At 57.2% G+C, this 26,414-nt stretch carries 21 protein-coding genes; 10 read left to right on the top strand and 11 right to left on the bottom strand.

What is annotated here, in order from left to right; genetic code table 11:
• Nucleotides 1–67 precede the first annotated feature (67 nt).
• Nucleotides 68–1,045 carry an alpha/beta hydrolase gene (locus GRX76_RS04695; protein WP_160152248.1) on the top strand — a complete coding sequence of 326 codons (978 nt, stop codon included), beginning with the start codon at nt 68–70 and terminating at the stop codon, nt 1,043–1,045.
• Nucleotides 1,046–1,083: 38 nt separating this feature from the next.
• Here the strand turns inward: GRX76_RS04695 and rarD are convergent, their stop codons facing one another.
• Together rarD and serA are read right to left on the bottom strand one after the other, a co-directional pair.
• Nucleotides 1,084–1,998 carry an EamA family transporter RarD gene (rarD, locus tag GRX76_RS04700; protein WP_160152249.1) on the bottom strand — a complete coding sequence of 305 codons (915 nt, stop codon included), beginning with the start codon at nt 1,996–1,998 and terminating at the stop codon, nt 1,084–1,086.
• Between the two features lie 182 nt (nt 1,999–2,180).
• Nucleotides 2,181–3,413, bottom strand: coding sequence for a phosphoglycerate dehydrogenase (serA, locus tag GRX76_RS04705; RefSeq protein ID WP_160152250.1), 1,233 nt, complete (start codon nt 3,411–3,413; stop codon nt 2,181–2,183).
• A 397-nt stretch (nt 3,414–3,810) separates the two neighbouring features.
• Between serA and GRX76_RS04710 the strand changes: the two genes are divergently transcribed.
• Both GRX76_RS04710 and GRX76_RS04715 read left to right on the top strand, forming a co-directional pair.
• Complete coding sequence (locus GRX76_RS04710) at nt 3,811–4,626, top strand: hypothetical protein (RefSeq protein WP_160152251.1); 816 nt, start codon at nt 3,811–3,813, stop codon at nt 4,624–4,626.
• An 82-nt stretch (nt 4,627–4,708) separates the two neighbouring features.
• The gene (locus GRX76_RS04715) at nt 4,709–5,371 is read left to right on the top strand and encodes a fumarylacetoacetate hydrolase family protein (RefSeq protein ID WP_160152252.1); all 663 of its coding nucleotides are present in this window, start codon (nt 4,709–4,711) and stop codon (nt 5,369–5,371) included.
• Between the two features lie 22 nt (nt 5,372–5,393).
• Here the strand turns inward: GRX76_RS04715 and GRX76_RS04720 are convergent, their stop codons facing one another.
• From GRX76_RS04720 to GRX76_RS04730, 3 genes are all read right to left on the bottom strand, one after another.
• Entirely contained in the window at nt 5,394–6,200 is an 807-nt protein-coding gene (locus GRX76_RS04720; RefSeq protein ID WP_160152253.1) for a GNAT family N-acetyltransferase, read from the bottom strand.
• Between the two features lie 15 nt (nt 6,201–6,215).
• Nucleotides 6,216–6,656, bottom strand: coding sequence for a DMT family transporter (locus tag GRX76_RS04725; RefSeq protein WP_236250549.1), 441 nt, complete (start codon nt 6,654–6,656; stop codon nt 6,216–6,218).
• A gap of 238 nt (nt 6,657–6,894) precedes the next feature.
• Nucleotides 6,895–7,515 carry a Crp/Fnr family transcriptional regulator gene (locus GRX76_RS04730; RefSeq protein ID WP_160152254.1) on the bottom strand — a complete coding sequence of 207 codons (621 nt, stop codon included), beginning with the start codon at nt 7,513–7,515 and terminating at the stop codon, nt 6,895–6,897.
• Nucleotides 7,516–7,754: 239 nt separating this feature from the next.
• Here GRX76_RS04730 and GRX76_RS04735 point away from each other — a divergent pair, with 239 nt between their 5' ends.
• From GRX76_RS04735 to GRX76_RS04755, 5 genes are all read left to right on the top strand, one after another.
• Entirely contained in the window at nt 7,755–8,279 is a 525-nt protein-coding gene (locus GRX76_RS04735) for an asparaginase (protein WP_160152255.1), read from the top strand.
• A gap of 114 nt (nt 8,280–8,393) precedes the next feature.
• Nucleotides 8,394–9,914, top strand: coding sequence for an aldehyde dehydrogenase (locus GRX76_RS04740; RefSeq protein ID WP_160152256.1), 1,521 nt, complete (start codon nt 8,394–8,396; stop codon nt 9,912–9,914).
• Between the two features lie 198 nt (nt 9,915–10,112).
• Nucleotides 10,113–10,418, top strand: a complete 306-nt coding sequence (locus GRX76_RS04745) for a hypothetical protein (RefSeq protein ID WP_160152257.1) — start codon at nt 10,113–10,115, stop codon at nt 10,416–10,418.
• Between the two features lie 87 nt (nt 10,419–10,505).
• Nucleotides 10,506–10,895 carry an STAS/SEC14 domain-containing protein gene (locus tag GRX76_RS04750; RefSeq protein ID WP_160152258.1) on the top strand — a complete coding sequence of 130 codons (390 nt, stop codon included), beginning with the start codon at nt 10,506–10,508 and terminating at the stop codon, nt 10,893–10,895.
• A gap of 81 nt (nt 10,896–10,976) precedes the next feature.
• A complete protein-coding gene (locus GRX76_RS04755) occupies nt 10,977–11,723 on the top strand; it encodes a TerC family protein (protein WP_160152259.1) in 747 nt (248 codons plus the stop codon).
• A 113-nt stretch (nt 11,724–11,836) separates the two neighbouring features.
• Here GRX76_RS04755 and GRX76_RS04760 read toward each other — a convergent pair whose 3' ends face one another.
• Together GRX76_RS04760 and GRX76_RS04765 are read right to left on the bottom strand one after the other, a co-directional pair.
• Entirely contained in the window at nt 11,837–12,667 is an 831-nt protein-coding gene (locus GRX76_RS04760; protein WP_160152260.1) for a RimK family alpha-L-glutamate ligase, read from the bottom strand.
• Between the two features lie 133 nt (nt 12,668–12,800).
• Nucleotides 12,801–13,184 (bottom strand): RidA family protein, encoded by a 384-nt coding sequence (locus GRX76_RS04765; protein WP_160152261.1) that lies wholly within the window; start codon nt 13,182–13,184, stop codon nt 12,801–12,803.
• Nucleotides 13,185–13,628: 444 nt separating this feature from the next.
• Here GRX76_RS04765 and GRX76_RS19145 point away from each other — a divergent pair, with 444 nt between their 5' ends.
• Together GRX76_RS19145 and GRX76_RS04775 are read left to right on the top strand one after the other, a co-directional pair.
• On the top strand, nt 13,629–16,430 hold the full coding sequence (locus GRX76_RS19145) for a hypothetical protein (protein WP_201276912.1): 2,802 nt from the start codon (nt 13,629–13,631) through the stop codon (nt 16,428–16,430).
• The gene (locus GRX76_RS04775) at nt 16,408–17,523 is read left to right on the top strand and encodes a hypothetical protein (protein ID WP_160152262.1); all 1,116 of its coding nucleotides are present in this window, start codon (nt 16,408–16,410) and stop codon (nt 17,521–17,523) included. Before GRX76_RS19145 ends, GRX76_RS04775 begins: the two co-directional genes overlap by 23 nt.
• A 37-nt stretch (nt 17,524–17,560) precedes the next feature.
• Here the strand turns inward: GRX76_RS04775 and GRX76_RS04780 are convergent, their stop codons facing one another.
• From GRX76_RS04780 to GRX76_RS04795, 4 genes are all read right to left on the bottom strand, one after another.
• Nucleotides 17,561–18,514 (bottom strand): transglutaminase domain-containing protein, encoded by a 954-nt coding sequence (locus GRX76_RS04780; RefSeq protein WP_160152263.1) that lies wholly within the window; start codon nt 18,512–18,514, stop codon nt 17,561–17,563.
• Between the two features lie 452 nt (nt 18,515–18,966).
• On the bottom strand, nt 18,967–21,657 hold the full coding sequence (gene pepN, locus GRX76_RS04785) for an aminopeptidase N (protein WP_160152264.1): 2,691 nt from the start codon (nt 21,655–21,657) through the stop codon (nt 18,967–18,969).
• Between the two features lie 179 nt (nt 21,658–21,836).
• Complete coding sequence (gene pepN, locus GRX76_RS04790; protein ID WP_160152265.1) at nt 21,837–24,521, bottom strand: aminopeptidase N; 2,685 nt, start codon at nt 24,519–24,521, stop codon at nt 21,837–21,839.
• A gap of 375 nt (nt 24,522–24,896) precedes the next feature.
• A complete protein-coding gene (locus GRX76_RS04795; protein ID WP_160152266.1) occupies nt 24,897–26,390 on the bottom strand; it encodes a CoA-acylating methylmalonate-semialdehyde dehydrogenase in 1,494 nt (497 codons plus the stop codon).
• Nucleotides 26,391–26,414 lie beyond the last annotated feature (24 nt).

Below are 26,414 nucleotides of genomic sequence, written 5' to 3' on the forward strand. Positions count from 1 at the left end.
TATCCGGTGTGAAAAGGGCGAACTTCGGTTCGCTCTTTTTCGTTTAAAAATGCAGTACTATTGAGTCATGGACTTGCTGCAAGAATTTAACGCTGTTGACCCCAGCCCGGTGATTCGCCGCCCGGATTACTCCGCCCTGCGGAGTCAGCTACCGGCACTGGATTTCGCCTGTGACCAGCCCCTCCCCGAATCGGTTATTTCTTACCGCAATTTCTATCGCCTGAACTTTCCCGAAGCTTCTGCTACCGGCATCGGCACCTTCAAATCCACCGGGTTTGAGCTGGTGGCCCAGTACTGGCTGGTGGAAAACCCCAGGGGAACCCTGTTCATCTGCCACGGCTATTTTGACCACACCGGTATATACGGTGCTGCCATCCGCTTCGGTCTCGAGCGCGGCTTCAACGTGGTGGCCGTGGACTTTCCCGGGCACGGGCTCTCCAGCGGTGAGCCGGTGGCCATCGATACATTTCTGCAATACCGGGAAGTACTGGAAGCGCTGTTGCGCAAAGCGAAAGGAAAAATGCCGGAACCCTGGCACGGCATGGGGCAGAGCACCGGCGGTGCGACACTGCTCAGCTACCTGCAATTCAGCCTGTGGCAACCGTTCGACAAAATCATGTTACTGGCGCCGCTGGTGCGGCCGGCACGCTGGCATCTGCGCAAGTGGATGTTCTATCTGGGTCGTTACCTGATGCCGCACCCCAGCCGCGGCTTCAATATCAATACCCACGACGCCGAGTTTTCCCGCCGCCAGGCCCACCGTGACCCTTTGCAGTCGCCGGTGATGTCGATTCGTTGGTTGGGCGCTATGGTCGACTGGTTGAAGGTGTTTCCGAAAACCGCCCGCAACCCCAAGTCGATCCTGGTGATTCAGGGCACCGACGACGGCACCGTGGACTGGCGCTACAACATGCGCGTCATTCGCGACCGCTTTCCCAACAGCAAGCGGGTGATTGTGCGCGGTGCTCGCCACCAGATGATCAACGAAACCCAGCCCTACCGGCAGCAGATACTCAAGGCGCTGGACGACTGGCTGGCCCAGTAATCCGCGCCTGCTTCCCCACCCTCAAATCTCCTTATTTCTCAGTGCGCGGCATTTCTCAGCGCGCGGCGTTTGCGCCGCTGTTGCAGTGCGTCGACAGAATAAAAGGCCAGGGCCATCCACACGAACGCAAAAGTGACCAGTTTGCCGCTATCGAAAGGCTCGTGATAGTGCAGGGTTGCCAGCAGGAACATCAGGGTCGGGCCCAGGTACTGCAGGAATCCGATGGTCGAGAGATTGAGTCGGCGCGCAGCGATATTGAACAGCAGCAGCGGTGTCAGGGTGATGGGGCCGGCCAGAAGCAGCAGGCCATTCAGTTCCCAGCTGTTATTGAGCAGATTGCTGGTGGGGCTTGAGGTCCAGAACAGAAAGCCCAGGGCAACCGGCAGCATGTACATGGTTTCCACGGCGAGGCCGGTAAGGCTGTCCACCGGTGCCCGTTTGCGTACCAGCCCGTAAAAGCCAAAGGTGAAAGCCAGGAACAGCGCAATCAGTGGCAGTCGCCCGAACTGCCACAGTTCATAGGCAATGCCCACCGCGGCCAGAGCCACCGCCAGCCACTGCAACGGCCGAAGTCGTTCGCCCAGCACCGCAACCCCGAGCAGCACACTGATCAGCGGATTGATGTAGTAACCAAGGCTGGCATCCAGCAGATGCTGGTTGGTGATGGCCCAGATAAACACCAGCCAGTTGCTGCCGATCAGGATCGTCGACAGCAGCAGGGTCAGCATTTTTTTGCGCGAGCCCAGTGTCGCGCGCAGATCCGGCAATTTGCCGATGGCGGCCAGCAGGATCAGCGCCAGGATAAACGACCAGACACTGCGGTGGCTGAGAATTTCCGGAGCGGAAATACCGTCAAGCAGATTGAAGTACAGTGGCGCGAATCCCCAGATCAGGAAAGCGCCAATGCCCGCCAGCAGTCCAGCGGCAGCGGAGTCGGAATTCTGGTTTTGCACTTGGAGTCGCCTTGGCCCGGCGCGCAGCAAAAATCGCTGGGCAGTGAAGTCGAGCCGTTAATTCGGGAAGTAAGAAAAGAAGAAACCCGGGCGGCGGGTTGCCGTCCGGGTTTGCGAGAGTCTATCAGATGATCGGGCGGTCTGGCAGCGCTGCGGAAGGCCGCCGTTTCAGACCCGCTGTATCAGAAGAGCACGCGGCAGCGCAGGGTGCCGGGGATATTCTTCAGTTTTTCCAGTGCCAGATCGGAGTACTCCGCGTCCACATCAATTACCACGTAACCCACAGTCTCATTGGTCTGCAGGAACTGGGCGGAGATGTTGATGCCGTTTTCGGAGAACACCTGGTTGATGGCACCGAGCACGCCAGGCACATTCTTGTGGATGTGCAGCAGACGGTGGGTGCCCACGTGGCCCGGCAGGGCAACTTCCGGGAAGTTCACCGAGCTGGTGGTGGTGCCATTGTCGGAGTAAAGCGCCAGCTTGTCAGACACTTCGACACCGATATTTTCCTGGGCCTCCACTGTGGAGCCGCCGATGTGCGGCGTCAGCAGGGCATTGTCGAGGCCGCGCAGCGGGGAGAGGAACTCGTCGTCGTTGCCGCGGGGTTCCACCGGGAAAACGTCGATGGCAGTGGCTGCCAGATGGCCGCTCTTCAGCGCTTCCGCCAGCGGTTCGATTTCCACCACGGTACCGCGGGAAGCATTCAGCAGGATGGCGCCCTTCTTCATTTTGGCGATCTGCTCGGCGCCGATCATCCACTTAGTAGACGGCAGCTCCGGCACGTGCAGGGAGACCACATCAGACTGTGCCAGCAGCTCGTCCAGGCTGTTGACCTGGGAGGCGTTGCCCAGGGGCAGTTTGGTGACCACATCAAAGAAAATCACGCGCATACCGATGGCTTCGGCAAGCACCGAGGTCTGGGAGCCGATGGCGCCATAGCCAACGATACCCAGGGTCTTGCCGCGGGCCTCGTAGGAACCCACCGCAGACTTCTGCCAGCCACCGCGGTGGCAGACCATATTCTTCTCCGGAATGCCGCGCAGCAGCATAATCGCCTCAGCGATCACCAGCTCGGCTACGCTACGGGTGTTGGAGTAGGGCGCGTTGAATACAGCAATACCCAGCTCGGTAGCGGCTTCCAGGTCCACCTGGTTGGTGCCGATACAGAAGCAGCCCGCTGCGATCAGCTTGGGTGCATTCTCGAGCACCTTGCGCGTCAGTTGGGTACGGGAGCGGATCCCGATAAAGTGGGCGTCGGCAATCTTCTCAATCAGTTGGTCTTCTGGCAGCGCGGTCTTGATGTATTCCACGTTGGTGTAGCCGCGGGAAGTCAGCAAATCCACGGCGGACTGGTGGACGCCCTCCAGCAGCAGGATTCGGATTTTGTCTTTCTGAAGAGAAGTTTGTGAAGCCATATCGGATCTCTTGGCCGTGCGCGATGACGAAATCATCGCGGCAGATTTAACTAAATAGTACGGTTAGTCAGCTGAAGACCGCCGGGGGCCCGGCGAGGGCGGCATCATAACACAAGCCCTATATAAAGCTTTATACGCAATATCTATCCTAGGTATCTAATTTGGTTATGTGTTAGTTGAGATGGATGTACTACATGGGTGGGGGTGGAAGGAATGGCGCGAATATAACTTGGGGGCTAGGTGCCTTGCGGTACCATGAATGGCTTCCGGCCCGTGAGTCATCTACTGCAAGTTAAAACCTTGTTCGGGATCGGTCGCGGCTGCGAAGTTCCAGTGTCCGCCGGGAATAGCGGTATCTACCGAGGGATAAACAATAATTTTTACATGGAATGTATTTATGTCAGACGTTCTCGATTCCCTGTCCCGTGGTATCAACCAGCTTTCCAAGCGCGCCGAGCAGTTTGATCGCGAACATTTGGATCGCTCCGGGCTACTCGTATGGAATTCGGTCACCAGCCTGCACGGCCAGGGCGGTAAGATTGATCGCGACAGCGGCTTGAAGTCCATCGCCAAGAAGTCGGCAATGGCGGCCCAGAAGGGGGTCTCGATAGCCCAGACGGCAACCGGCAACGTCGGCTTGTCCGGTATGGCGATCAAATCGGCTGTTGGCGTGGGGGTTGGGGCCGTATCCAGCACCGGTGTGGGCTTGCTTGCGGCTGCCGGCGGTATGGCGGTGATGAATTCCGGCGTGTCGGGATACTCCGCCTACAAGACTCATCATCACATTAAAGGCTTGGAGGCGATTTTAGCGAACTGGACATCCTATAGCTGTGAATCCTGTGGACCATTTTCCGATGGGCCATGCAATCGAGAAATGCATGGTTTGATCGGCACTCTGGTTTTGCCGGAGATTATTCGGAAAAAGAAAACCAAGCGCGCACGCAAAGCGACGGCGGTTTTACCGGTGATCGGCGGGATGATTTCAGGGCTTCACTCGGGCGCGCACTCGTTGCAAAAAAGACTGACGGGCACCCGCGGCAAGCAGCGCCACTATCATGCCGAGTTACTTGCTGTCCATCTGATTACCCACGAGTGCCAACTGGCCGAGGCGATTGTTGCCGAACTTTTCAGCGTCGACGAGATGGAGCAAATAAAGCGGATGAACAGCGATCGCGCAGGCCCTAAAATCTGCAGCAAGATATCGTCCATGTGATGCGTGTAACTCAGCGCTTGGATCTGATTTATACAGAACAGGTCCAGCGCCTGGATCACCATAGTCATCTGTAGGTTTGGTTATGTACCAGCATCAATTTACCTGCAAGTCCCCGGTGGATCTGCCACTGGGCAAAATCGTGTGCGTGGGCAGGAACTACGCTGCCCATGCGGCGGAGCTCGATAACCCGGTTCCCGAGGAGCCGCTGTTGTTCATCAAGCCGGCGTCCGCGGCGGTGTCGATGGCTGGGCCAATCCACTTGCCCCGGGGGCGCGGCAGCTGCCATTTTGAGGGCGAGCTGGCACTGCTGATCGGCGAGCGCCTGACTGAGGTAAACGCGGTTGACGTGCCGCCGGCGATTGCCGGGTTGGGGCTGGCGCTGGATCTGACGCTGCGGGACCTTCAATCTGAGCTGAAATCGCAGGGGCACCCCTGGGAGAAGGCCAAGGGGTTTGATGGCGCCTGCCCCTTATCGCCTTTCGTGAAACTCGACTGGCTACCGGACTGGGATAACCTGACCTACACCCTGTGGCTGAACGACCAGGTGCGCCAGCGGGGCAAATCCAATCATATGCTGACGCCAATACTGGATCTGGTGGCCTATATCAGCAGTTACTTTACCCTGCTGCCGGGTGATGTGGTGCTGACCGGCACCCCCGCTGGTGTCGGCGAATTACAGGTCGGTGACCGCGTTGCCATGGGGCTGGAGGAGGACTGGCTGCGGGTGGAAACCTCGGTGGCTTAATCCGCAGCCCAGGCGTGAATTTCTAGTTCCGCCGGTAGTTGGTAATCAAAAACCGGGGCTTGAATCCGAGTTGCCGGTACAACCCCTCGCCCATGGTCGATGCCTGCAAGGTGGCGTAGCGGGCACCGGTTTGCTGGCAGTGGTTTAACAGCTGCTGCATCAGCGCGCGGGCAATACCGCGGCCGCGATAGGCGTCTGGCACAGCTACTTGGTGGATGCCGATGACGTCGCCGGTGCGGAACAGCAGGGCGGTGGCTACGGCAACACCTTCCTGCTCTGCCAGCCACAAGCCGGTCTCTGGGTTGGCCGCCGCATTGGCCATCACCCCGGTATCAATCTCGTAGCCAAAGGCATCGCTGCATATCCGTACCCAGTGTTCCAGTTCTGCCGCCGACCGCACCTGAGTTAAATTCAGGGCGCTGTTGGTGAGGGCTGGTTGCCACTGTGCCAGTTCCATATGCATGGCCCGCTGTTCACTGCCAATTTTGAAACCGGCATTGTGCAGCGCCTCATTCTGCACCTCACTCAGCGCCCCACTTAGTCCAGCAGCGTCACCCCATACCGGCACTGTCGCCGACGGCGGCAGGCTGTTGAGGATATGTGCCAGAGTCTCTGCCAGCGGCACTGAACCCGCTGCAAACCAGTGCCGGTTGGGCCAGCGGTTGCAGGCGTAGAATTGCTCTGACGGCTCTCCGTAAACGCGCTGCGCTCCCATAACGCGCCACAAAGTGGTCAGGTTTTCGATGTTGGCCTGGTCCAACTGATTCTCTCGCAGCGAGGGTGTGGCAGGGTTTCTGTCGCTGCTGCCCGTTACCTTAACCTTCTCCATGATTACTTCCGTTATTCATTCCCAATTAATCAAAACGATGCCCGACATCAGCGCCATGACCCCCATTCCGCGAAGGGCGGAAATCGGTTTGGTGGGCAGGTCGAACCAGCCAAAGTGGCTGGAGATTACCGCGACCAGAATCTGCCCGGTGAGGGCAAATGACATCATGCTGCCAACGCCCATACGCGGAATCAGAAAATAGAAAAGGCCGACGCCGAAGGCACTGAGCAGGCCGCCAAACCACAGGTACCAGGGCACGCTCTGAATGGTGGCCAGGCTCGGGTAGTGCCGCACCGACACCGCGATCGCCACTACCGATACCAGGCAGCTGACGGCAAACGCGATGGCGGTACCCAGCAGTGAGCTGCGCAACATTACCCCGAGCTGTGCGTTGATACTGGCCTGAACGGCGATTGCCGCGCCGGCCATCAAGGCCAGGGTTGCCAGGGCGTACACGCTAAATAACCCGCGCGAAATCGTTTGTCGGCAGGCGCTCAACGCTAAACCGCCGCACGGCGTAGCGCCATTGCAGAGCGGATAACACGGGCAGCGCGGTCGAAATGGGGGACGTGGGTAAATCTGGCAACGCGGTCAACGCTTGCATCGCTCTCTCCGGGATTGGTCACTTGAGTAACGGGAGCGCACAACTCCCCTGAACGCGGTGCAGTCTAGGGAGCCTGAGGCGGAGAGGCATTTACATAGGTTGATCAGTCAGCAGGTTTTTGCGGATCCGGCTCAACTGGGTCGGGGTGACCCCCAGGTGGGAGGCAATGTGATATTGCGGCAGGCGCTGGGCCAGGCTGGGAAAATCCTGCAGGAAGCGCTGGTAGCGAACACTGGCCTCATCCTGTACCAGGGCGACTTCGCGGGGTTCCTTGTCCATTAGCCAGTGCCGCTCCAGGTAGTGGATGTGATAGAGCTTGAGGTCTTCCCGCTCGTTTAATAAACGGCGGTAGCCGGCGTGGTCAATTTCGATAATGGCGGAATCTTCCAGCGCGTCGATGGTGTAGAGCGATGGTTGCTGTTTCAGCAGGGCTGTCATGGAACCGGGGAAGCGCCCCTCGGGGAAAAAGTTCTTGTTGTACTCGGCACCCTTGTCGTCCAGCACATAGACTCGAAAGAGTCCCCGGTGCACATAGGCAAAGGAGCGGGGGATGTCGCCTGCGGAGTAGAGCTCTGCGCCTTTGCGGATTTCGCGCCAGTTACACAGCGCCCGATAGGCTGCCCAGGTCGCATCGCTCAGCGGATAGTAGCTGTGCAGCGTATTGCGCAGGGCGATAAACGCCGCCTCTTCCGGGGACAGAAACGCCGGCATGGTATTCCTCAGGTTTTGGGTTATAGGTTTTGGGCTACAGGTTTTAGGCTATAGGTTTTAGGCTTTGGGTTTCGGGCCATTTGGTGGGGCGCCGATTATAAAATGCTGCTCCCTGTGTCCCCAGCGGAATTTCCCGGTGAGATTGGGAGATGGCGCGACCGCCAATGGAAACTAAGATTGTCCCATTCCAAATCCCCCTCTAAGATGCGCGAAACTGTACTCATTCAGCGGGAAAAACGATGACAGATATCAACCAGAAGACCACCATCCGCATCCTGACCACTGGTGGCACCATCGAAAAGAGCTATTGCGAATCCGAGGGCACCCTCAAAAATCGCGCCTCTATCATCCGCGACGGTCTGATTGCCAGTCTGCGCCTGCCCTATACCCATCTCGAGCTGGAGAGCGTGCTCAACAAGGACTCGCTGGAGATGGATGACAACGATCGCATGCAGATCTGCAATGCCATCGCCAGCACCTCGGAGCACGGCGACCCAATCGTCATTCTCCACGGTACCGACACCATGTCCGTCACCGCCGACTACTGCTACAAGCAGATGGGAACACCCAAAGTGCCGGTGGTGTTCACCGGGGCCATGAAACCCATGGGCTTCATCGATTCCGACGCCCGTCAGAATGTCACCGAAGCCCTGTTAACTGCCCGCCTGATGCAGCCCGGTTTCTACATTGCTTTCCACAACCGGGTATTCAGTATTCCCGGTGCGCGCAAGAACCTGGAAACCGGCACCTTTGAAGCCTTCTAGGTTTGCGGTTTATACTCGCCCTTTGATTTGTGATCACATTTTAGGTATAAACTGAACAATCCTTCAGTTTTAACCCATTGCTATCAAACTTGTAGCGAACTATTGAGGTGCGTCATGACAGAGAACCGGTCAAGCAAGAAGCCGACCCCGCAAACCCTCGAAGAGTGGCTGGCCATGGCCGATGCCCTCACCATCGAGGGGCGTGCCTTTATCAACGGCGAGTATGTGGATGCGCTTTCCGGCAGCACCCGCGCCAATACCAGCCCGGCGGATGGCCGCGAGCTGGTGCAGGTCGCCAGCTGCGGCCCGGAAGATGCCGAGCGTGCGGTCAAGGTGGCCCGGGATACGTTCGAATCCGGTGTCTGGTCCCATATGCCACCCATGGATCGCAAGAAGATCCTGGTGCGCTTTGCCGAGCTGATCGAAGAAAACCGCGATGAAATTGCCCTGCTGGAAAGTCTCGACGCCGGCAAGCCCATCAGTGACACCATGAATGTGGATGTGCCCAGCGCGGTGACCACCATCCGCTGGAACGCGGAAGCGATCGACAAGATCTACGACGAGATCGCCCCCACCGGTCCGACTGAGATTGGCCTGATTACCCGCATGCCCCTGGGTGTGGTGGCCGCGATCGTGCCCTGGAACTTTCCGCTGTCTACCACCGCATGGAAACTGGGCCCGGCGCTCGCCACCGGTAACAGCGTGATTTTGAAACCGGCCTCCAACACGCCGCTGACCGCCATTAAGCTGGCGGGCCTGGCAAAAGAGGCCGGACTGCCGGACGGCGTGCTGAACGTACTGCCGGGACCGGGCAGCAGCCTGGGCAAGGCTCTGGGTCTGCACATGGATATCGACGGCCTGACCTTTACCGGTTCTACCGAGGTGGGTAAAACCCTCACCGAATACTCGGGCCAGTCCAACCTCAAGCGCACCTTCCTCGAGTTGGGTGGCAAGAGTCCGAACATTGTGTTTGCCGATGCGGACCTGGACAAGGCGGCGGAAGCGGCGGCCCTGGCGGTGTTCTACAACCAGGGTGAGACCTGCACCGCGGGTACTCGCCTGCTGGTGGAAAAGGGCATCGCCGATACCTTTATCGAAAAGGTGAAGAAGGCCTCCGAGCGCTTCAAGCCCGGACACCCGCAGGACCCCAACACGGTGATGGGTGCACTGATCGACCAGAGCCAGTTCGATACGGTCGAATTTTACGTGGCCAAGGGCCTGGAGCAGGGCGCACAGCTGGTGTGCGGCGGCAAGCCGGTGGCGGCGGTTGAAGGCGGTCACTATTACGAGCCCACCATCTTCAAGGGCGTAAACGGCGATATGAAAATTGCCCGCGAAGAAATCTTCGGCCCGGTGCTGTCGGTGATCGAATTCGAAACCGAAGAGGAAGCGCTGCAGATTGCCAATGACTCCATCTACGGCCTCGCCTCCGGTGTCTGGACCAAAGACATCGGCCGAGCCCACCGTATGGCACGGGACATCCGCGCCGGGTCGGTATGGGTCAACAACTACTTTGGTGGCGATATCACGGTACCGTTTGGCGGCTTCAAGCAGTCCGGCAACGGCCGCGACAAGTCCCTGCACGCACTGGACAAGTACTGCGAGCTGAAATCCACCTGGATCGATATCAGCTGATCCCCATCCAAGATCTGAATTTGACTCCTTTGGGCCGCTGTTGCGGCCCTTTTTTATGGGTTTCGGTAAAGGGGCCGGCTAGCTGTTCCTGGGGGCGGGGCGTGAACAGGGTGTGACGTCATTCAGGGAAGCGTCAGCTTGGCGTTGCTAAAGTGCGGGCATCGAGAGCCTAGCTCAACCACAAAGGGGATTTTCACGATGCGTTATTTGATTTGCTCAGTACTGGCCGTTGCCCTGGCCGGCAGTGCCGGTGTAGCCATGGCCAAGGACAAGTCCGGCGACCTGCCTCCGGGCCTGCAGAAAAAGGTCGAGCGCGGTGGCGAGCTGCCTCCGGGCTGGAAAAAGAAACTGCAGCGTGGCTACGTTCTGGAAGATGCCATCTATCGCCATGCGGTGATCGTACAACCGGTCGATCGCCATGGTCTGGTGACCGTGCGTATCGAAGGAGAGCTGGTGCGCCTGGTTCACGCCACCCATGAGATTGTTGACATTCTCTCTCACTGACTGGTTGGCTGCTGGCGGCTGGCCACCCTATACCTGTAAGTCAGGAGAATTCTGAACCGGGGCCCGACGGCCTGAGGAGCTAACCTGATGGGTGAATTTCATCACGGCTTTTCTGTCAGTATCGAGCGCACCGGCAGCGAGCGGGTGCTGCTTGCCCTGCATGCCCGGGGTAAGCTGGAGCATCAGGATTACGAAACCCTGGTGCCCATGCTGGAGTCCGCCATCGCCGGGATGGAACACCCGAAAATCGATGTGATGATGGACATGCGCGAACTTCAGGGGTGGGAGATTCGCGCAGCTTGGGATGACCTCAAGCTGGGGGTAAAACACGGGCGCCAGTTTAACAAGATTGCCATGGTCGGCAATAAATCCTGGCAAGAGGTTGCCGCCAAAATCGGTACCTGGTTTATCGGCGGCGAAGCCCGCTTCTTTGAAGATAAAGCACCGGCCTTGGCCTGGTTGCAGGAAACCGCATAAACTCCCCTGTGAATTTTCGAGTTCCGGCGCTGCCTGTCAGCGCCGCACTTGTTTTTACAATAACGTCACAGGAATTTGTGCATGTTCGAATGGATCGCGAGTCCCGAGGCCTGGATTGCGCTGGCCACCCTAGCCGCCCTGGAAATCGTCCTCGGCATCGACAACATCATCTTTATCTCCATCCTTGTCGGTCGCCTGCCGGAAAAGCAGCGTGAGTCCGCGCGCTTTATTGGCCTGGCCCTGGCCATGATCACGCGCCTGGGACTGCTATTTTCCATTGCCTGGATCATGGGATTGACCGAGCCCTGGTTCACTCTGTTCGGGGAAGAAATTTCCGGGCGCGATGTCATTCTGATTGGTGGTGGCCTGTTCCTGTTGGCCAAGGCAACCCATGAAATTCACAACAGCCTGGAAGGTGCCGAGGGCGAACACAGCAGCGCGGCCACCGCCACATACGGCATGGTTCTGGTGCAGATCGCGGTGCTGGATATCGTCTTCTCCCTGGACTCGGTGATCACCGCGGTGGGGCTGGTGGATCATATTTCCATCATGGCCATCGCCATTGTTCTTGCGGTTGCGGTAATGCTGGTTGCCGCCAAGCCCATTGGCGACTTCGTCGATCGCCATCCCACCATCAAAATGCTGGCACTGTCTTTCCTGATTCTGGTGGGGGTGACCCTCATTATCGAGGGCTTTGATGTGCACGTGCCCAAAGGCTATATCTATTTCGCCATGGCGTTCTCGGTGGCGGTGGAAATGCTCAATATCCGCCTGCGCAAAAAACAGAGCACGGCCGTCCGGCTGCACAAACCGCTACGGGAGGAGTGATCGACGGTCGCCGATGCGCTATTGGATAATTACGGGTAATTGCGGATAAACAATCAAAAGGGGCGAATCATTCGCCCCTTTTTTGTGCCCGGAAGAATTATCCGGCAGCGAGGTTAGGCCACGCGCTTCAAGCGGCGGCGGGGCGTCGCCGGGCGGGTCGGATAATTGGGGCCCGTGGGCACCGAGCTCTGATGCAGATATTGGAGGATCGTTTCGCGCAGCCGGGCATCGCCGCCCTCGATTCCCTGGTTGCCAAACAGGCGGTTGAATTCGATTACGTAGGGATGTCCACCCACCATGGCAATGTCCCAGCCGGCGTGATTGATCTCCAGGGTGCGCGCCAGGTGCAGCGCCAAGTCAATCGCCGCCTGAGGTACCGGGCTGCGATCCACAAAGCCGCCCTTGGAAACATTGTTGTAAAACCCCTGGGCGGCCTGCAGTCGCCAGTAGGCGGTCACTACCTGGTCGCCGACGATCACGATTCGGATATCGCGGTCGATGGGCAGCCATTCCTGTACATAGAGCACATCGGTTTTTTCCAGGTAGGCATGCCAGTCTTCCCGCCCTTCGATTAGCCAGACACCACAGCCGCGGGCGGCCTTGGGTAACTTGGCCACAAACGGGTGGTCCATGGTTTCCCACAGGTGTTGGGCATTTTCCGGGGTGTTGGCGACTATCCGGGTGGATGGGGTATTACCCGGCGCAACAAGTTCAAACGCGCGGGTCATTTCGATCTTGTTGTGCCCCAGCCGATAACTGGACTCGCTGGGAAAGACACGGGCCTTGAGGCCGCAGGTGAGGGCGTTCAATTGCCAGTATTCCGGGAATAGCACCCATTCCGCTTCGGCAATTTGCGCTTTGTATTTGAAGACTGCTTCGGGTTTCAGTTGCAGGGTATCTGCGAAACCGAGGGTTCTGAAAACGTCAAAAGAGACCCATGCCACCGGTAAAAACACGCATAAGTTGAGGTGCGCGTTTTTACCGGGGTTGGAGCTCCGGCGTCAAGCAATTTCACGCCAGTTTCGGGGCGCTCGTCCGTCTGAACGGTCTGGCTTTCTGCGTCCCTGGAGCCCCGGATCAGCGGCTCAGGCGCGCGGTGACCTGGATCTCGATTTTCATCGCGTCGTCCAGCAGGCGGGCCTCGAATACCGTGGCCGCCGGGCGCACCTCACCCAGCCATTTTTGCAGTACCGGCCAGCAGGGTTGGAAGTCATCCCGGTTCGGCAGTATGTAGGTTACCCGCACAATTTCGGCGATCGCCGAGCCGGCCTCTTTCAGCGCGCTCTCAATATTCGCAAAGCACTGGTCCGTCTGCTCGGCCACATCATCACTGATGCTGTTGGTGGCGTAGTTGAATCCGGTAGTGCCGGAAACAAATACATAATCGCCGTCCACGACCGCGCGGGAATAGCCAATTTTGCTTTCGAACTCGGATCCGCTGGAAATCAGTTTTCTACTCATCGATGTCCTCCTTGATAGAACTGGCCCTTACTGGCGCCGTTTGAGAATTCAGGGCGCGGGATCATGCCACAGGCCGGAGAAATCCCCTAGCGGGAGGTAGTGGAAGCCGATTGCCGAAACGACGCTGGCGGCCTGAAGAAAAGGTTACGGATATTCATGCGCAAGCTACTGCGGGTCAAAATTTCGGCAGTGTGCCGATAAAGGCAAAGAGTGATTGTTTTTTGTCCGTTCCGGCCCGGAAAAATAACCAAAAAGGGCCATTGTGGCGCTGGGTTAGCCCCGTCATCATTTTCAGTGCCTAATCCTGAGAGGTGCGTCACAGAGTTTTTGCCAATTGTGTTGCAGCGGCTGGCGCCCTCTCAGGGACTTATTCGCCGGGGGTATGGGCCCGGGCGTGTTGAATACTGAAATCAAGTTCTTATCGAAGGAACGGGGGAAATCGGAATGTACAGAAAGCTTGCACTGGCCCTTGCGGTCACCGCGCTCACGGCCTGTGGTGGTGGCAGCGGCTCAGGTAACGGAGGTGGAGGTTCCAGCTCCAGCTCCAGTAGCTCCAGTGGTGGCGGCAGCAGTAGCTCCAGTAGCTCCAGTAGTGGTGGCAGCAGTAGCAGTTCCAGCAGCGGTGGTAATGGCAGCCCAATCAGTGTTGGCGGTACCGCGGCCAAGGGCATCATTGCCGGTGCAACCGTTGAAGCTTATAGCGCAGCAGAGGTCCTGCTGGGTTCCGCGATCACCGGAGCGGACGGCAGCTACGTCATCGAGTTGAACGATGCGAGCTTTAGCGGCCCGATCAAACTGGTTCTGAAGCAGCCACAGGATGGCGGCGCCATGGTGACCTGTGATGTGGCCGAGTGTCGTGCCGCCGGGGAAGGCGACCAGGATAGCGACGAAGACGGCGTTATCGAGTTCGGTGAAAAATATGCACTGGATTACGAATTGAGCGCAGTTACGGTGGTGGACGAAACCGCAACCGAAATCAGCGCCAGTATCACCGCCCTGACCACCCTGGTGGCAGAAAAGGCCGGTACAGTACTGACCCCGGCTTCCATCAGCGCGGCCAACACCTTTGTCAAGGATTCCCTGGGACTCGATGCCGACCCGATCACCATAGTGCCGGTCGATTTGACCAGCGCAACCGAGGCCGACGAGCAGGCGCTGCGCTTTGCCCTGGTTAACGCCGCGGTAGAAGCCTCGGCCGAGGGCGGTGACGTAAGTGCGCAGATCGACAGCCTGAGCGCGGGATTTGAATCCAATACCGTCGATGCCGCAGCGCTGAATGCAGTGAGCGCAGCTATTGAAGGTGTGGCCGCAGCAACCAGCGCGGGCAACGAAGCGCTGGGTGGTGTTGAGGACGCGGCAGCCGCCGCGGAAGTCGATGCCGGTGCAGCGATTGCGGAAAACTGTGATGGTCGCGACACCTGTAACCCGGCGGTTGAAGTGGACGCGGAGCTGGCCAGTAACCTGGACGCCGCGAAAGCTCTGGTAGCGACCGCGCGCAAAGTATCGATTGAGGCCATTGAAGCGATCGACGCGGAGCTGGATGGCGAAGCGGATACCTATAACCCGGACAATATCGTTGCCAAACTACAATCGGCAGAAAACCTGCTGAACGAAGACATGCAGAGCGTAATGACCGCGTTCAGTGAGGTCAGTGATGTTTTCGTCAACCAGATTTCGGCGGTGGAGTTCGGTGTTGAGCCAACGCTGGAATCTCCGGCAGCGACCCTGCCAGAAGCAGCGGGCTACTTGTGGGACAAGTATCTGGGGGATACCGATTATGCCGACCGCGAGGATGCGGTTGCGCACTTCCCTGCGGGCACTATTACCAAATCCGGCGTTCAGTGGACGCTGACTAACGGTGTCTACGATCTCGACGGCAGTGCATCCACCACCGATGATCAGGTCGCAGTTAACCTGACCATTAGCATTCCGGAGCTCTCTGGAGAACCCGGAAGTCTGGCGTTGACTGCGGGCGAGAACAGCCTGGCCATCGAAGGTAGTGCGGAATTGGGTGATGCCAAGTTTGCCCTGTCCGATGCTTCCAAAGTGAACCTGACACTCGGCGAGCAGTTTGGTGAAGGAAGTGAAAGTGAGCCGAAGATCGACAGCATCAGTGTGGTTGTTGACGGCAGCTTGGAAAACGCGGCACACGGCTTCAGCGGCACCGTCGAGTTCGCCCTGCGTAAATCCAGCGCGCTGGAAGAAAACAGTCCCGATAATCAAACTCTTTCGCTGTTGCCTGAAAAGCTGGCATTGCGCGGCGCCTTCACCGACAAGGTTGCGGAAACCTCGCTGGAAGCGTCAGTAATCCTGACCGTCGACAACGTTGCCGACTATTGGTACTTGGCCGAGGGCACAGAGCGCGAAGATCTGACCAGCTATGTCTACGAACCAACCGACAATACGCTCACTATCACCCATGGTGATGACAGCAACTACGCGGTGGTTCGCTACTCCTACGCTCCATCTGCGGACGAACTAAATTACGACCACTACATTGGCGTTGAATGTGTGGAACAAGTTGGCAATTCAGCTTGCCCGCAGCTTGACCAGTACTGGTTCTGGGGGCTCAACCAGGAAGTAATGAATGTCACCCAAGAGGCGTGTGAATCCGGTGAAATCAATGGCTGGTGGGAGGATGAGCTCGGCAAGTGTTTCCATGGCGTAACCCCGGAGTTCACCAATATCGCTCAGGATATCCGGGTTGCCTTTACCAATGATCACACCGAGCTGTTGGATGGCCTGGAAGTTCACTTGGCGGGTGAAGGTGTTTATGGCGTAGGCCCGGGCGACTGGTGGCCGGACTACATCACAGACTCCATCTTCGATGAGGTCAGCGGTGAAGTGGTGGCCAGCCTGACGGAGTCCGATCTCGACGTCAATGAAGACGGTCGCTATGTGAAAGCAACCTTCCGCATCAACGCCAATGGTAAACTCTCGGCCGATTTACCCGACATGGATGTGGAGCTGATCCTCAAACGCACCGGTTTTGAGCTGGGGGATGCTTCCCTGACGCTTACCTGGGGCAGTGATCTGTTGCGGATCGCCATCGACTATGTCGGCGAAGAAACCAACACTATGGTGCTGAGTGACGGTAGTGGTACGGAATTCACGCTGGAACTGTTTGAAGACGACACCGTTGCCGGTACCATCAGCAAAGACGGCACCGTTTACGGTACCTTGAGCGAAGAGAATAATATTTACCTGATCACCTGGATCGACAATGCAATCGAAACCCTGCTCTGAGCAGTGTGACACTTACGAAAACGGAAAAGGTCGCCCCTGGCGGCCTTTTCTGTTCCTGGGGTTGATGAATCTGTCTTCACAGTCAGCCGCAGTACCAGTCCCCGAAGTCACACTGGATTTTTACAGCCGCACCGTCAGTGAAGCGCTGCCCATCAAGGAATTTACCGGCAAGTGGAAAAACGCACCGGGTAATGGTGAAAACACCTGGACCCGAAATCGCCTGGATACCGGAGCCTGGTTGGGAGATTGGGGTGTCTCCTACACCGTGCGATACGATTACCAACTGCAGTACAACCGCGCGACCGCGGATCTTTACTACCGGGATGAACAGGGCTTACCCCCCGGCGAGGGTGCGGTACCGGTTTACCTCAATGCGCTGCAGCTGGAAGCCGATGGCATCAAACTCAAACGCCGCTGGTATTTTTACTCCGGGCTCTTCCTGCAGGCGGACATCAGCTTGCTGAAAGCGCGAGAATTTCAGGATGGCACTATTGACGGCCTGTTGACCGCGGGCGAGCAGCTTTTCAGTGGCAATGCCAACCTCGATTATCGCTACACCGATGACCTGCTGCTCAAGCATGAATTTGAAATGCCGGAGGGCGAAGGAATCGCCGTGGATATCACCGCGGGTTACCGGGATAACAATCGTGTGATCTCACTACAGGTACAGGATGCCTACAACCGGATTCGCTGGAAGCAGGCTCCCTATACCCACGGAAAGTTTGATACCGCCAATCGAGACGTTGAAGACGAAGTGCAGCTGGCCCCGGTTTTTTCCGGCTGGCGGGAACTGCAAGACCACGACATGACCATGCCCATCTATGCCCTTGGACGCTACACCCAGCGGCAACAGAATTTCCAGTGGTCTCTGGACCTGGAGTATTTTGCCGATGATGTGAAGTACCGACCGGGCATGCGCTGGGATAATCTCCCCGGGAATCCCTATCTGGGCTACGAAGGTAGTGATAAACAGTGGCTGCTGGCGTTGAGTGATGAGCAAAACATCTGGAAGCTGCAGCTTGGATTTGACGATATCAATCTGGAAAAGGCACACAGTCTGACGATCGCCATGGCAGTAGCGGCACACTGGTAAGCTACTGCCAGCTTAACGTCCGGAGCCATAAGCAGGTTCAGGAGCCCTGTTTTTCATCTTTCAGTGCATCTTCCGTTCGAGACAAGGCGCGCCGATTAATTTGCTCGTAAACCAGGCGACGGTTATGCCACGCCGATACGTTATTTTTATCGAGCTCGATGGCGCGGCTATAACTGAGTTCGGCAAGGGTTAGCTGTCCTGCTCTGCGCTGTAGATATCCCCTGGTTGTCCACAGTAGAGAGGAGTTTACGTTCAATGCCATTGCTTCGTCGATGTGGGCAAATGCCTGGTCGAGATTATTCTCATGTGCCGCTTCGATGGCGAGGTTGTTCAGGTAAAACAGCACAACCTGATTGTCGGTAATCGGAATATGTTTGTAGGGACCCTTGGGTTCAAAGTTTGACTCGATAATGCGGGTTGTCCAATCGAAAGATACCTCGGCATTTATATGCAAAATATTCTGGACCAGTGGATTTCCCCGACTGTCGGTCACCCGCCGTGCTGCCGGTGCTTCAACAAAATTGAAGTGCGCCTCAACCCCGACTTCTCTCGCCAGCGCAACAATCATCGCAGAAAAGGAGATGCAGTTTCCCCGACGCGATTGGAAGACTTCGGCCGCGGAAGTGGTATGGGAGAGATCATGTTCCATGTAGAAGTTTTCCCGCTTCAGCGTGCGCAAGATCGCTCTAAATCGCGCGTTGGGGGAAGAGTTTGGCGAGATACCTGCGACAAATTCTCGCATGGCCGGACTGACCCATAGCAGCTGATCGCCTTTGGCACCGGCTGCCTCCATCGGGAGCTGGATTGCATCGATTCCCCCTGGACTATTTTCCGCCACGAGGAACTGATCGAAAGCTGGTTGCGCCGCTAAATTATCTGAGTCGCCCAGACCCTCGGTACTGGCGCATCCCCATTGCATTGCTGCAATGAAGAAGGCGCCGACTATTTTTACACTTCCCGTTGAGATCTTTTCCCGCATCAATATCGCCACCGTTATGCTCCTGCCAGCCATGTCCTTGTATGTGGCTATAGGATGGGTGAGGCGTGCAATTCAGATGCAATATCTCGATAAGCTGCGCAATAAGTCCGACGAAATGCAATTTTGGCGATTATTTCTGCCAAGGCGGGCGCAGTGGATGCGTTGATGGTATGAAGATTTTTGGGTGGTAGGATTGGTTGGGAATTTTTTATGCCAAATTTGCTCTGACACGAATTTATATTTTATAAAGAAGCACGGGAAGGTGATTTCCGTGCCGGTCATTGCTTGTCAATCGCTTAATTCAAACGCCAGCAGCAATCACGGTGCGGCCTCATCAACATCTCAGCACCTGATTCGGTCCCTGGGTCGCCGTCGGCGTGAAGTAACTGCCCTGAGTATTCTCGGGGCAGTTACTTCACCGGGTTATTTTCTCTAAACGAAGTTTCTGCTTTCTTGGCGAAACGTCAGTTATTAACTGACTTTTGTCGGACGTTCATATCCTGACACCAGACGCTCTGCTGTTGTCGATCCTTCAGTACCCGGCCAAGGGCGGGTATCAGGTCCGGGTTCTTGGCCAGTACTTGCTGGTAAGCGTCAATTTCAGCTTTGCTACAGGCGATGGGAAACAACAGGGCATAGGCCTTGTTGTAGAGCGTATCGCCGGTGGCGCTGACAGTAGGGGCGGCGGCGAACAATTGTGCGCTGAGCTGGCGGTAAAGTGGCAGCTGCTCCGCCGGGAACAGGTTGCCGGCGGCCGCCTTGATCTGGCTCAGCTTGTAGTCATCCCGCTTGTTCAGAATATTGTCCAGCCATTCTTTCTTGGCGGCCTCGGTTGGACGGCCGGCGCGAGCGGCAATGGCTGCGTTGTTGGCGCGATCACTGCTGTCCTTTTTCAGCTGGTCGACAACGCGCTTTTCATAGTCCCCGTAAAGGTTGCGGTTGAGCAGGGCGATCAGTGGCCAGCTGCGGTCTTTGCCAATTTCCAGGCCCTCGATTTCAAGCTTTTCATCCAGCAGTTGTGCGGCGCTATCTAGTGCCGTTTCACCCTGAGCGAGGTCGGCAAAAGCGTAGAACCAGGTCTTCTGGGTATCACTGCCCGCCGGTGCTGCATTCAGCTGTTGCCAGGCGAAATCGCTGATGGCCTGCAGCTTCTGCTTGCGCTGGGCATTCGGCAGGTCCAGCCGGTAGAGATAATTGTGTGCACTCTGCAGGTGGTTGCTGATCAGCCGAATCACATTGATGTCCGTTTCATGGCCGGCGTTTTTCAGTGCGAATTCGATCCAGTCGGTCAATGGCAACTGTGCATCGGTCACCGAGTCGTAGAGGCTCTGCCACAGCATCAGGCGGGTAAAGGGGCTCTCTATATCATTGATATGCTGATTGACCGCCGCCACGGTGCTGCCGTCGAGACGGGTTTTTACATACGCCCAGTCTTCATCGTTCGGAATCAGAATCTGCGGGCAGGGCATGCCCACGGCGTCTTTCACTTTAGTGGTTACACCGTTATAGATAGCTGGCACCTTGGCGGCACGGGTCATTTTGCCATCTTGCATGCGGTAAATACCCAGCTGCACTTTCTGTGAGCGCAGCGTGGGGTACTGCTCCGGAGCTGTCTGCTCAATGGTCAGGGAGCTGATGCGGTCTTTGTCGCACTGGTAGCGCACGGCGATGGTGTTCAGGCCCGCTTTGTACAGCCAGTTCTGGGTCCAGCCGGTGAGGTCCTTGTTGGCGGCGGTACCCAGCGCGCCCATAAAGTCTTTCAGCTCGGCATTGCCATAGGCGTGCTCTTTCAGGTAGTTGCTTACCCCCTGACGGAAAGCCTCTTTACCCAGGTAATAGGGCAGCTGATTCAATACTGAGCCGCCCTTGCCGTAGGTGATGCCGTCAAAATTTGAGAAGGCCTCGTCGGTATTGGGTACCTTCACTTCGATGGGGTGTGTGGTTGGCAACTGGTCCGCGCCATAGGCCCACTGTTTACTGCCCAGGTAGAAGTTTTGCCAGACGTCTTCAAATTCGCTGTTCTCGGACAGGGCGAGGCTCGCCATATAGGTGGCAAAACTTTCTTTCAGCCAGAGGCCGTTCCACCAGTCCATCGTCACCAGGTCACCGAACCACATATGAGCCATTTCGTGGGCGATGACGTTGGCGAGTCGCTGGCGCTGGGCCTGGGTTTTATCCCCGCGGGAAACATAGCCTTCATTAAAAGTAACCGCGGCCACGTTTTCCATGGCGCCGATGGTGAAGTCGGGAACGATCAGCTGGTCGTATTTTTCGAAGGGGTAGGGGATATCGAAATACTTCTGGTAAAACGCGAAGGATTCACCGGTAAATTTGAACCAGTCATCCGGCTTCACGTATTCCGCCATGCTCTTGCGTGCGAACAGGCGCAGGGGAATACCCGCGGCATCGCTTTCCCACACGGTAAACGGGCCCGCGTGCAGTGGAAAAATATAGGTGGAGAATTTCTTTGACTGGGGGAAGTGCCAGCGCTTAAGGCCGTTCTCCAGTGCGTCCACTTTTTCCTCGCGGGTTGCGGTGACCACCTGCCAGCTTTCCGGTGCAGTGACGGTGACGGTATAGCGTGCCTTCAGGTTCGGCTGGTCAAAGTGGGGGAAAAAGCGGTTGGCCTTGTACGGCTCGAAATGGGTGTAGAGGTAAACGCTACCGTCTTCCGGGTCCTTGAAATGGTGCAGGCCCGAGCCATCACTGGAATATGGGTGCTCGTATTCGATAGCGATGCTGTGCTTGCCCTTGGTCAGCATCGATGGCGCCAGCGCGATAAAGTTACCGTTGTAATCGAAGTCTACCGCTTTGCCGTCGAGGGTGACCTGCTTCACCGTGCCACCGGCAAAGTCGATGGTCAGCGGTTGTTTCAGATCCCGTGCCAGGGTGGTATCGGCGGTTACCCGACCGGAAAAAGTCTCAGATTGATTACCCAGAGTCACTTCGACCTGATAATCCACATCGGCAATCTGCGCGCGACGCAGTGCGGCGTATTCCGCCGTCAGTGCCGGGCGGTTTTCGCGATCAACCGCGATGGATGTCTCTGCACTGGCAGCAGAGATGTGGCTCACGGCGGCAATGGCGCCGGCGAGCAGGCAGCTGGCAAGTTTGGGAAGAGAGGGGGGTAAAAGGGAGGTGAGTCGGCTGGGCATGAAGTTCTCCAGAATGAGCGCGGCGCTTTTTACTTAGACTTTGCGCTGCAGTTTAGCCTGTAACAGAGGTAGTCGGGGAGCAGGTAGCCGTTTATAAGCCTTTTGATAGGCAAAAACAGGTAAAACAAAAAAGGCCCCGAAGGGCCTTTCCTGTGCCGGGCTGTCCGGCGAGAACCGGATTAACCGGCCTTGTTGTTAATGGCTGCTGCCATGTCCAGACACTGCTGGTTTCTATAACGACGATTTTTCAGCGCTTTCTCCAACAGCGGGTTGAGTTGCTTTCCGCTATTGAGAAGCTCGCTCATCTGCTGCACACCTTTTTCGCTGCAGTTCAGCGGGAACAGGCGGGTATAGGTGCCGACAAATTCCGAAGCGTCGCTGGAGTTAACCTCGTCCAGTGCCGCGACAATCCGCTCAACATTCGCCTCGTAGAGACCCTGCTGTTCGGTGGGGAAGAGCGCGCTTGCGGCGTACTTCAGCTGGGCCAGCTTGAACCCTTCGCGGTTGTCCAGCAGGTTGCCGAGCCACAGGGCTTTGGCTTCCTGCTGAGGGCGGATGGCTTCCGCGGCGATGGCGTTCAACTGGGAGCGGTCGGAGCTGTCTTTTTCCAGTTCAGACTTGATCGCCTGGGCGTAGTCACCGTAGAGGTGCTGGTTCAACAGCGCGATCAGGCTCCAGCGCATATCCGGATCCAGAGTCAGGCCTTCAATACTCAGCTCACCGCGCAGCATGTTCTGGGCATTGCCCAGCGCCTTGTCAGTGTGGGCTACGCCGGTAAAGGTACCGAACCAGGTTTTCTGTGCATCGCTGCCCGCCGGCGCGTTTTGCAATTGCTTCCAGGCGAAGGTTTCGATCGCCAGTTGCAGTTGGGTGCGCTTGGCATCGTCCATGGCAACCTGATTCAGGTAACCGTAGGAGGCTCCCAGGTGGCTGGAAACCAGGCGGATCACGTTAATGTTTTCTTCGCTACCGGCATTGCTGACCGCGAAGCTCACGTACTGATCCAGCGGCAGTTTGGCATCGGTCACGGAATCGAACAGGCTTTGCCACATCATCAGACGGGTGAACGGGCTCTCGATGTCATTGATGTGCTTGGACATGTTATCCACAGACACCTTGTCCAGATTCACCTTGGCAAATGCCCAGTCGCCTTCGTTCGGGTAAACGATCTGCGGGCAGGCTTCGCCTTTGGCGGCGGTGACTTCGGTGGACGCACCTTTATAGATTACCGGGATGGCCTTGCTCAGAACCATCTTGCCGCCGTCCATGTTGTACAGGCCGACCTGGGTGCGTTGCTCGCGCAGGGTCGGGTAGTCCTCTGGCGCAGACTGGCTGATGGTCAGGCTGGCAATCTTGCCACCTTCGCACTGGAAGTTGGCTTCAATGGTGTTGAGGCCGGCCTGGTACAGCCACTGCTGCTGCCATGCATCCAGGTCTTTGCCGGCGGCTTTACCCAGGTGACCCATAAAGTCATCCAGGGTGGAGTTTTTGTAGGAGAGGTCCTTCAGGTAGTTGGAAACCCCCTTGCGGAACTCTTCCTTGCCCAGGTAGTAAGGCAGCTGCTTGAGGATGGAGCCACCCTTGCCGTAGGTGATGCCGTCAAAGTTGGCGAAGGCCTCGTCGGTGTTTTTCACCGGCAGCTGAATCGCATGGGTGGTCGGCAGCTGATCAGAGCCGTAGGCCCACTGCTTGGTGCCCTGGTAGAAGTTTTCCCAGGCGTTGTCGAATTCGCTGTTCTCCGCCAGGGACAGGTTGGCCATATAGGTGGCGAAGCTCTCGTTCAGCCACAGGTCGTCCCACCAGTTCATGGTGACCAGGTCGCCGAACCACATGTGCGCCATTTCGTGGGCGATCACATTGGCCAGGCGCATACGCTGGGCCTGGGTTTTTTCACCGCGGGAAACGTAGCCTTCGTTGAAGGTTACTGCGGCCACGTTTTCCATGGCGCCGGCGTTGAAGTCGGGCACGATGACCTGGTCGTACTTCACGAAGGGGTAATCCACTTCAAAGTACTTCTGGAAGAATTCGAAAGACTGCTTGGTAAAGGTGAACCAGTCGTTTGGCTTCACGTATTCCGCGAGGGTTGTACGCGCGAACAGGCGCAGCGGGATACCGTCGGCATCGTCTTCCCACACGGTAAAGGGACCGGCGTGCAGGGAGAAAATGTAGGAAGAGAACTTCTTGGACTGCGGGAATACCCAGTGATTTACCTCACCGGCTTCTTCGATCTTGCTCTCGCGCACAGAGGAGATCACGCTCCAGTCCTTCGGTGCGGTTACGTCGAGCGTGTAGTGCGCCTTCAGGTTGGGCTGGTCGAAGTGCGGGAACAGGCGATTGGCATCGTAGGGCTCGAAGTCGGTGTACATGTACACCTCATTGTCCACCGGATCAACAAAGCGGTGCAGGCCGGAACCGTTGGTGGAGTAGGCGTGTTTGTAGTCCACGGCAATTGCGTGCTTGCGTCCTTTCAGGTGCGCAGGCTCGATGGTAATGAACTGGCCGTTGTAGGCAAAAGGTACGGTTTTGCCGTCGACCTGAACGCCTTCCACTTCACCGCCGGCGAAGTCGATGGTCAGCGGCTGCAGCAGATTGCGGCGGAACTGGGTGTCGGCAACCACACGACCGGAAAACGCATCACCGGCTTTGTCGATGGTGACGGACAGCTTGTAATCCACCTGGGCAATCTGTTGCTTGCGCAGCTTGGCATACTGCTCGGACAGCCCGGGCGCATCGCTGCGGGCAACGGCCGGCTTGGCCAGGGCGTGTGCGGTAGTGGTGGATTGCAGCTGGTTAGGCTCCAGGCTGCAGGCGGCGAGAATGCTGCTACACAGCACGCCCAGGGCGAATTTTCCGGTCTTGTTCATGGGGACCCCTTGGTACTTTCTTGTACTTGGAATTGGTGTCTTTGAAATTCGAGTTTTTAGAATCGGGATTTCAGCGCATGGCGCGGAAAGTTGATTCTTATATCACGTCACCGAGGACTGGGCGGGCCGGCTTGTCTCGCTGAGGGAGCGGTTCGTCGCGGGATAGTGGAAGCTGCTGGCAAGTGAGTTTTGCTGAAGTTTTAAACTGTCAAGTCCAGAAATTTCGGATTTTTATGCTGCATTCAGATGGTGCAGCGCGGCGCCCGTGTTGGTGCGCAGATGAAGGGGGAAATGGCAACGCGCTTACCCGAAAAAATATTTCGGGTAAGCGCTGTTCTGAATCAGGCTGGGATCAACACCGATTCAGTGGTGGCATCAGTTACTCGGGAAGGAGAACTGGGCACCTTCACGTACACCGCTGGATGGCCAGCGCTGGGTGATGGTTTTGCGCTTGGTGTAGAAGCGCACACCGTCCGGGCCGTAGGCACCGAGGTCGCCGAACAGGGAGCGCTTCCAGCCACCGAAGCTGTGGTAGGCCACCGGTACCGGCAGGGGTACGTTGATACCGACCATGCCTACCAGGATGTTGTCGCTGAAGTAGCGCGCTGCTTCGCCATCGCGGGTAAAGATGCAGGTACCGTTGCCGTACTCGTGATCATTGATCATCTGCATCGCCTGCTCCATGGATTCCGCGCGTACCACCAGCAGTACCGGGCCGAAGATTTCCTCTTCGTAACAGGTCATGCCGGGTTTGACGTTATCGATCAGGGTGCCACCCACAAAGAAGCCGTTTTCGTAGCCGGCGACTTTCGGGTTGCGGCCGTCCACGACAATGGTCGCGCCCTGGTCCGCGGCACTGGCGATATAGCCGTTCACCTTGTTCATGTGCGCTTCGGTAATTACCGGGCCGAAGTCGTTGCTGCTGTCAGTGTAAGCGCCCACTTTCAGGCCCTGCATGGCACTGGCCATTTTGTCTATAAACGCATCCGCCGCTTCATTGCCCACACAAACCGCAACGGACAGTGCCATGCAGCGTTCACCGGAGGAGCCGAAGGCCGCGCCGGTCAGTGCCGCGACGGCGTTGTCGAGATCCGCATCCGGCATGATGATGGCATGGTTCTTGGCACCGCCGAGGGCCTGGCAGCGTTTGCCGTTGGCGCTCGCGGTGGCGTAAACATATTCGGCGATTGGAGTAGAGCCCACGAAGCTTACAGCCTGAACGCGCGGATCGGTCAGCAGGGTGTCCACCGCGACCTTATCGCCGTTCACCACATTGAAGACGCCATCGGGCAGGCCTGCTTCTTTTAGCAGTTGCGCCAGGAACAGGGAGCAGGACGGGTCGCGCTCGGAGGGCTTCAGTACGAAAGTGTTGCCGCACACGATGGCTAGCGGGAACATCCACAGGGGTACCATAGCAGGGAAGTTGAACGGAGTAATACCGGCTACCACGCCCAGCGGCTGCATTTCATTCCAGGAATCGATATCCGGGCCGACGTTGCGGCTGTGCTCGCCCTTCAGCATCTGCGGCGCACCGCAGGCGAATTCCACATTCTCGATACCGCGGGTCAGTTCGCCCATGGCGTCGTGAGAAATTTTGCCGTGCTCCTGGCCGATCAATTCACAGATTTTATCCGCGTTTTCTTCCAGCAGGTGCTTGAACTTGAACATGATGCGGGCGCGTTTCGCCGGCTGGGTGTTGCGCCAGCTCTTGTAGGCTTCGTCTGCGGCGGCAATGGCTTCTTCCACGGTTTCTTTTGCGGCAATGGCAACTTGCTTCGCCGCTTCGCCGGTGGCCGGGTTGAATACGTCCTGAGAGCGTTCGGCGCTCTCGACAACTTCGCCGTTAATAAAATGGCCAACAATGCTCATGTTGTTTCCTCTCTTTAATTCAAT

Source organism: Microbulbifer sp. ALW1 (genome assembly GCF_009903625.1).
GTDB lineage: Bacteria > Pseudomonadota > Gammaproteobacteria > Pseudomonadales > Cellvibrionaceae > Microbulbifer.

Coding starts and splice junctions, on each gene's coding strand:
- GRX76_RS04695 (WP_160152248.1), top strand. CDS start 68: ATGGACTTGCTGCAAGAATTTAACGCTGTTGACCCCAGCCCGGTGATT.
- serA (WP_160152250.1), bottom strand. CDS start 3,413: ATGGCTTCACAAACTTCTCTTCAGAAAGACAAAATCCGAATCCTGCTG.
- GRX76_RS04710 (WP_160152251.1), top strand. CDS start 3,811: ATGTCAGACGTTCTCGATTCCCTGTCCCGTGGTATCAACCAGCTTTCC.
- GRX76_RS04715 (WP_160152252.1), top strand. CDS start 4,709: ATGTACCAGCATCAATTTACCTGCAAGTCCCCGGTGGATCTGCCACTG.
- GRX76_RS04720 (WP_160152253.1), bottom strand. CDS start 6,200: ATGGAGAAGGTTAAGGTAACGGGCAGCAGCGACAGAAACCCTGCCACA.
- GRX76_RS04730 (WP_160152254.1), bottom strand. CDS start 7,515: ATGCCGGCGTTTCTGTCCCCGGAAGAGGCGGCGTTTATCGCCCTGCGC.
- GRX76_RS04735 (WP_160152255.1), top strand. CDS start 7,755: ATGACAGATATCAACCAGAAGACCACCATCCGCATCCTGACCACTGGT.
- GRX76_RS04740 (WP_160152256.1), top strand. CDS start 8,394: ATGACAGAGAACCGGTCAAGCAAGAAGCCGACCCCGCAAACCCTCGAA.
- GRX76_RS04745 (WP_160152257.1), top strand. CDS start 10,113: ATGCGTTATTTGATTTGCTCAGTACTGGCCGTTGCCCTGGCCGGCAGT.
- GRX76_RS04750 (WP_160152258.1), top strand. CDS start 10,506: ATGGGTGAATTTCATCACGGCTTTTCTGTCAGTATCGAGCGCACCGGC.
- GRX76_RS04755 (WP_160152259.1), top strand. CDS start 10,977: ATGTTCGAATGGATCGCGAGTCCCGAGGCCTGGATTGCGCTGGCCACC.
- GRX76_RS04765 (WP_160152261.1), bottom strand. CDS start 13,184: ATGAGTAGAAAACTGATTTCCAGCGGATCCGAGTTCGAAAGCAAAATT.
- GRX76_RS19145 (WP_201276912.1), top strand. CDS start 13,629: ATGTACAGAAAGCTTGCACTGGCCCTTGCGGTCACCGCGCTCACGGCC.
- GRX76_RS04775 (WP_160152262.1), top strand. CDS start 16,408: ATGCAATCGAAACCCTGCTCTGAGCAGTGTGACACTTACGAAAACGGA.
- pepN (WP_160152264.1), bottom strand. CDS start 21,657: ATGCCCAGCCGACTCACCTCCCTTTTACCCCCCTCTCTTCCCAAACTT.
- pepN (WP_160152265.1), bottom strand. CDS start 24,521: ATGAACAAGACCGGAAAATTCGCCCTGGGCGTGCTGTGTAGCAGCATT.
- GRX76_RS04795 (WP_160152266.1), bottom strand. CDS start 26,390: ATGAGCATTGTTGGCCATTTTATTAACGGCGAAGTTGTCGAGAGCGCC.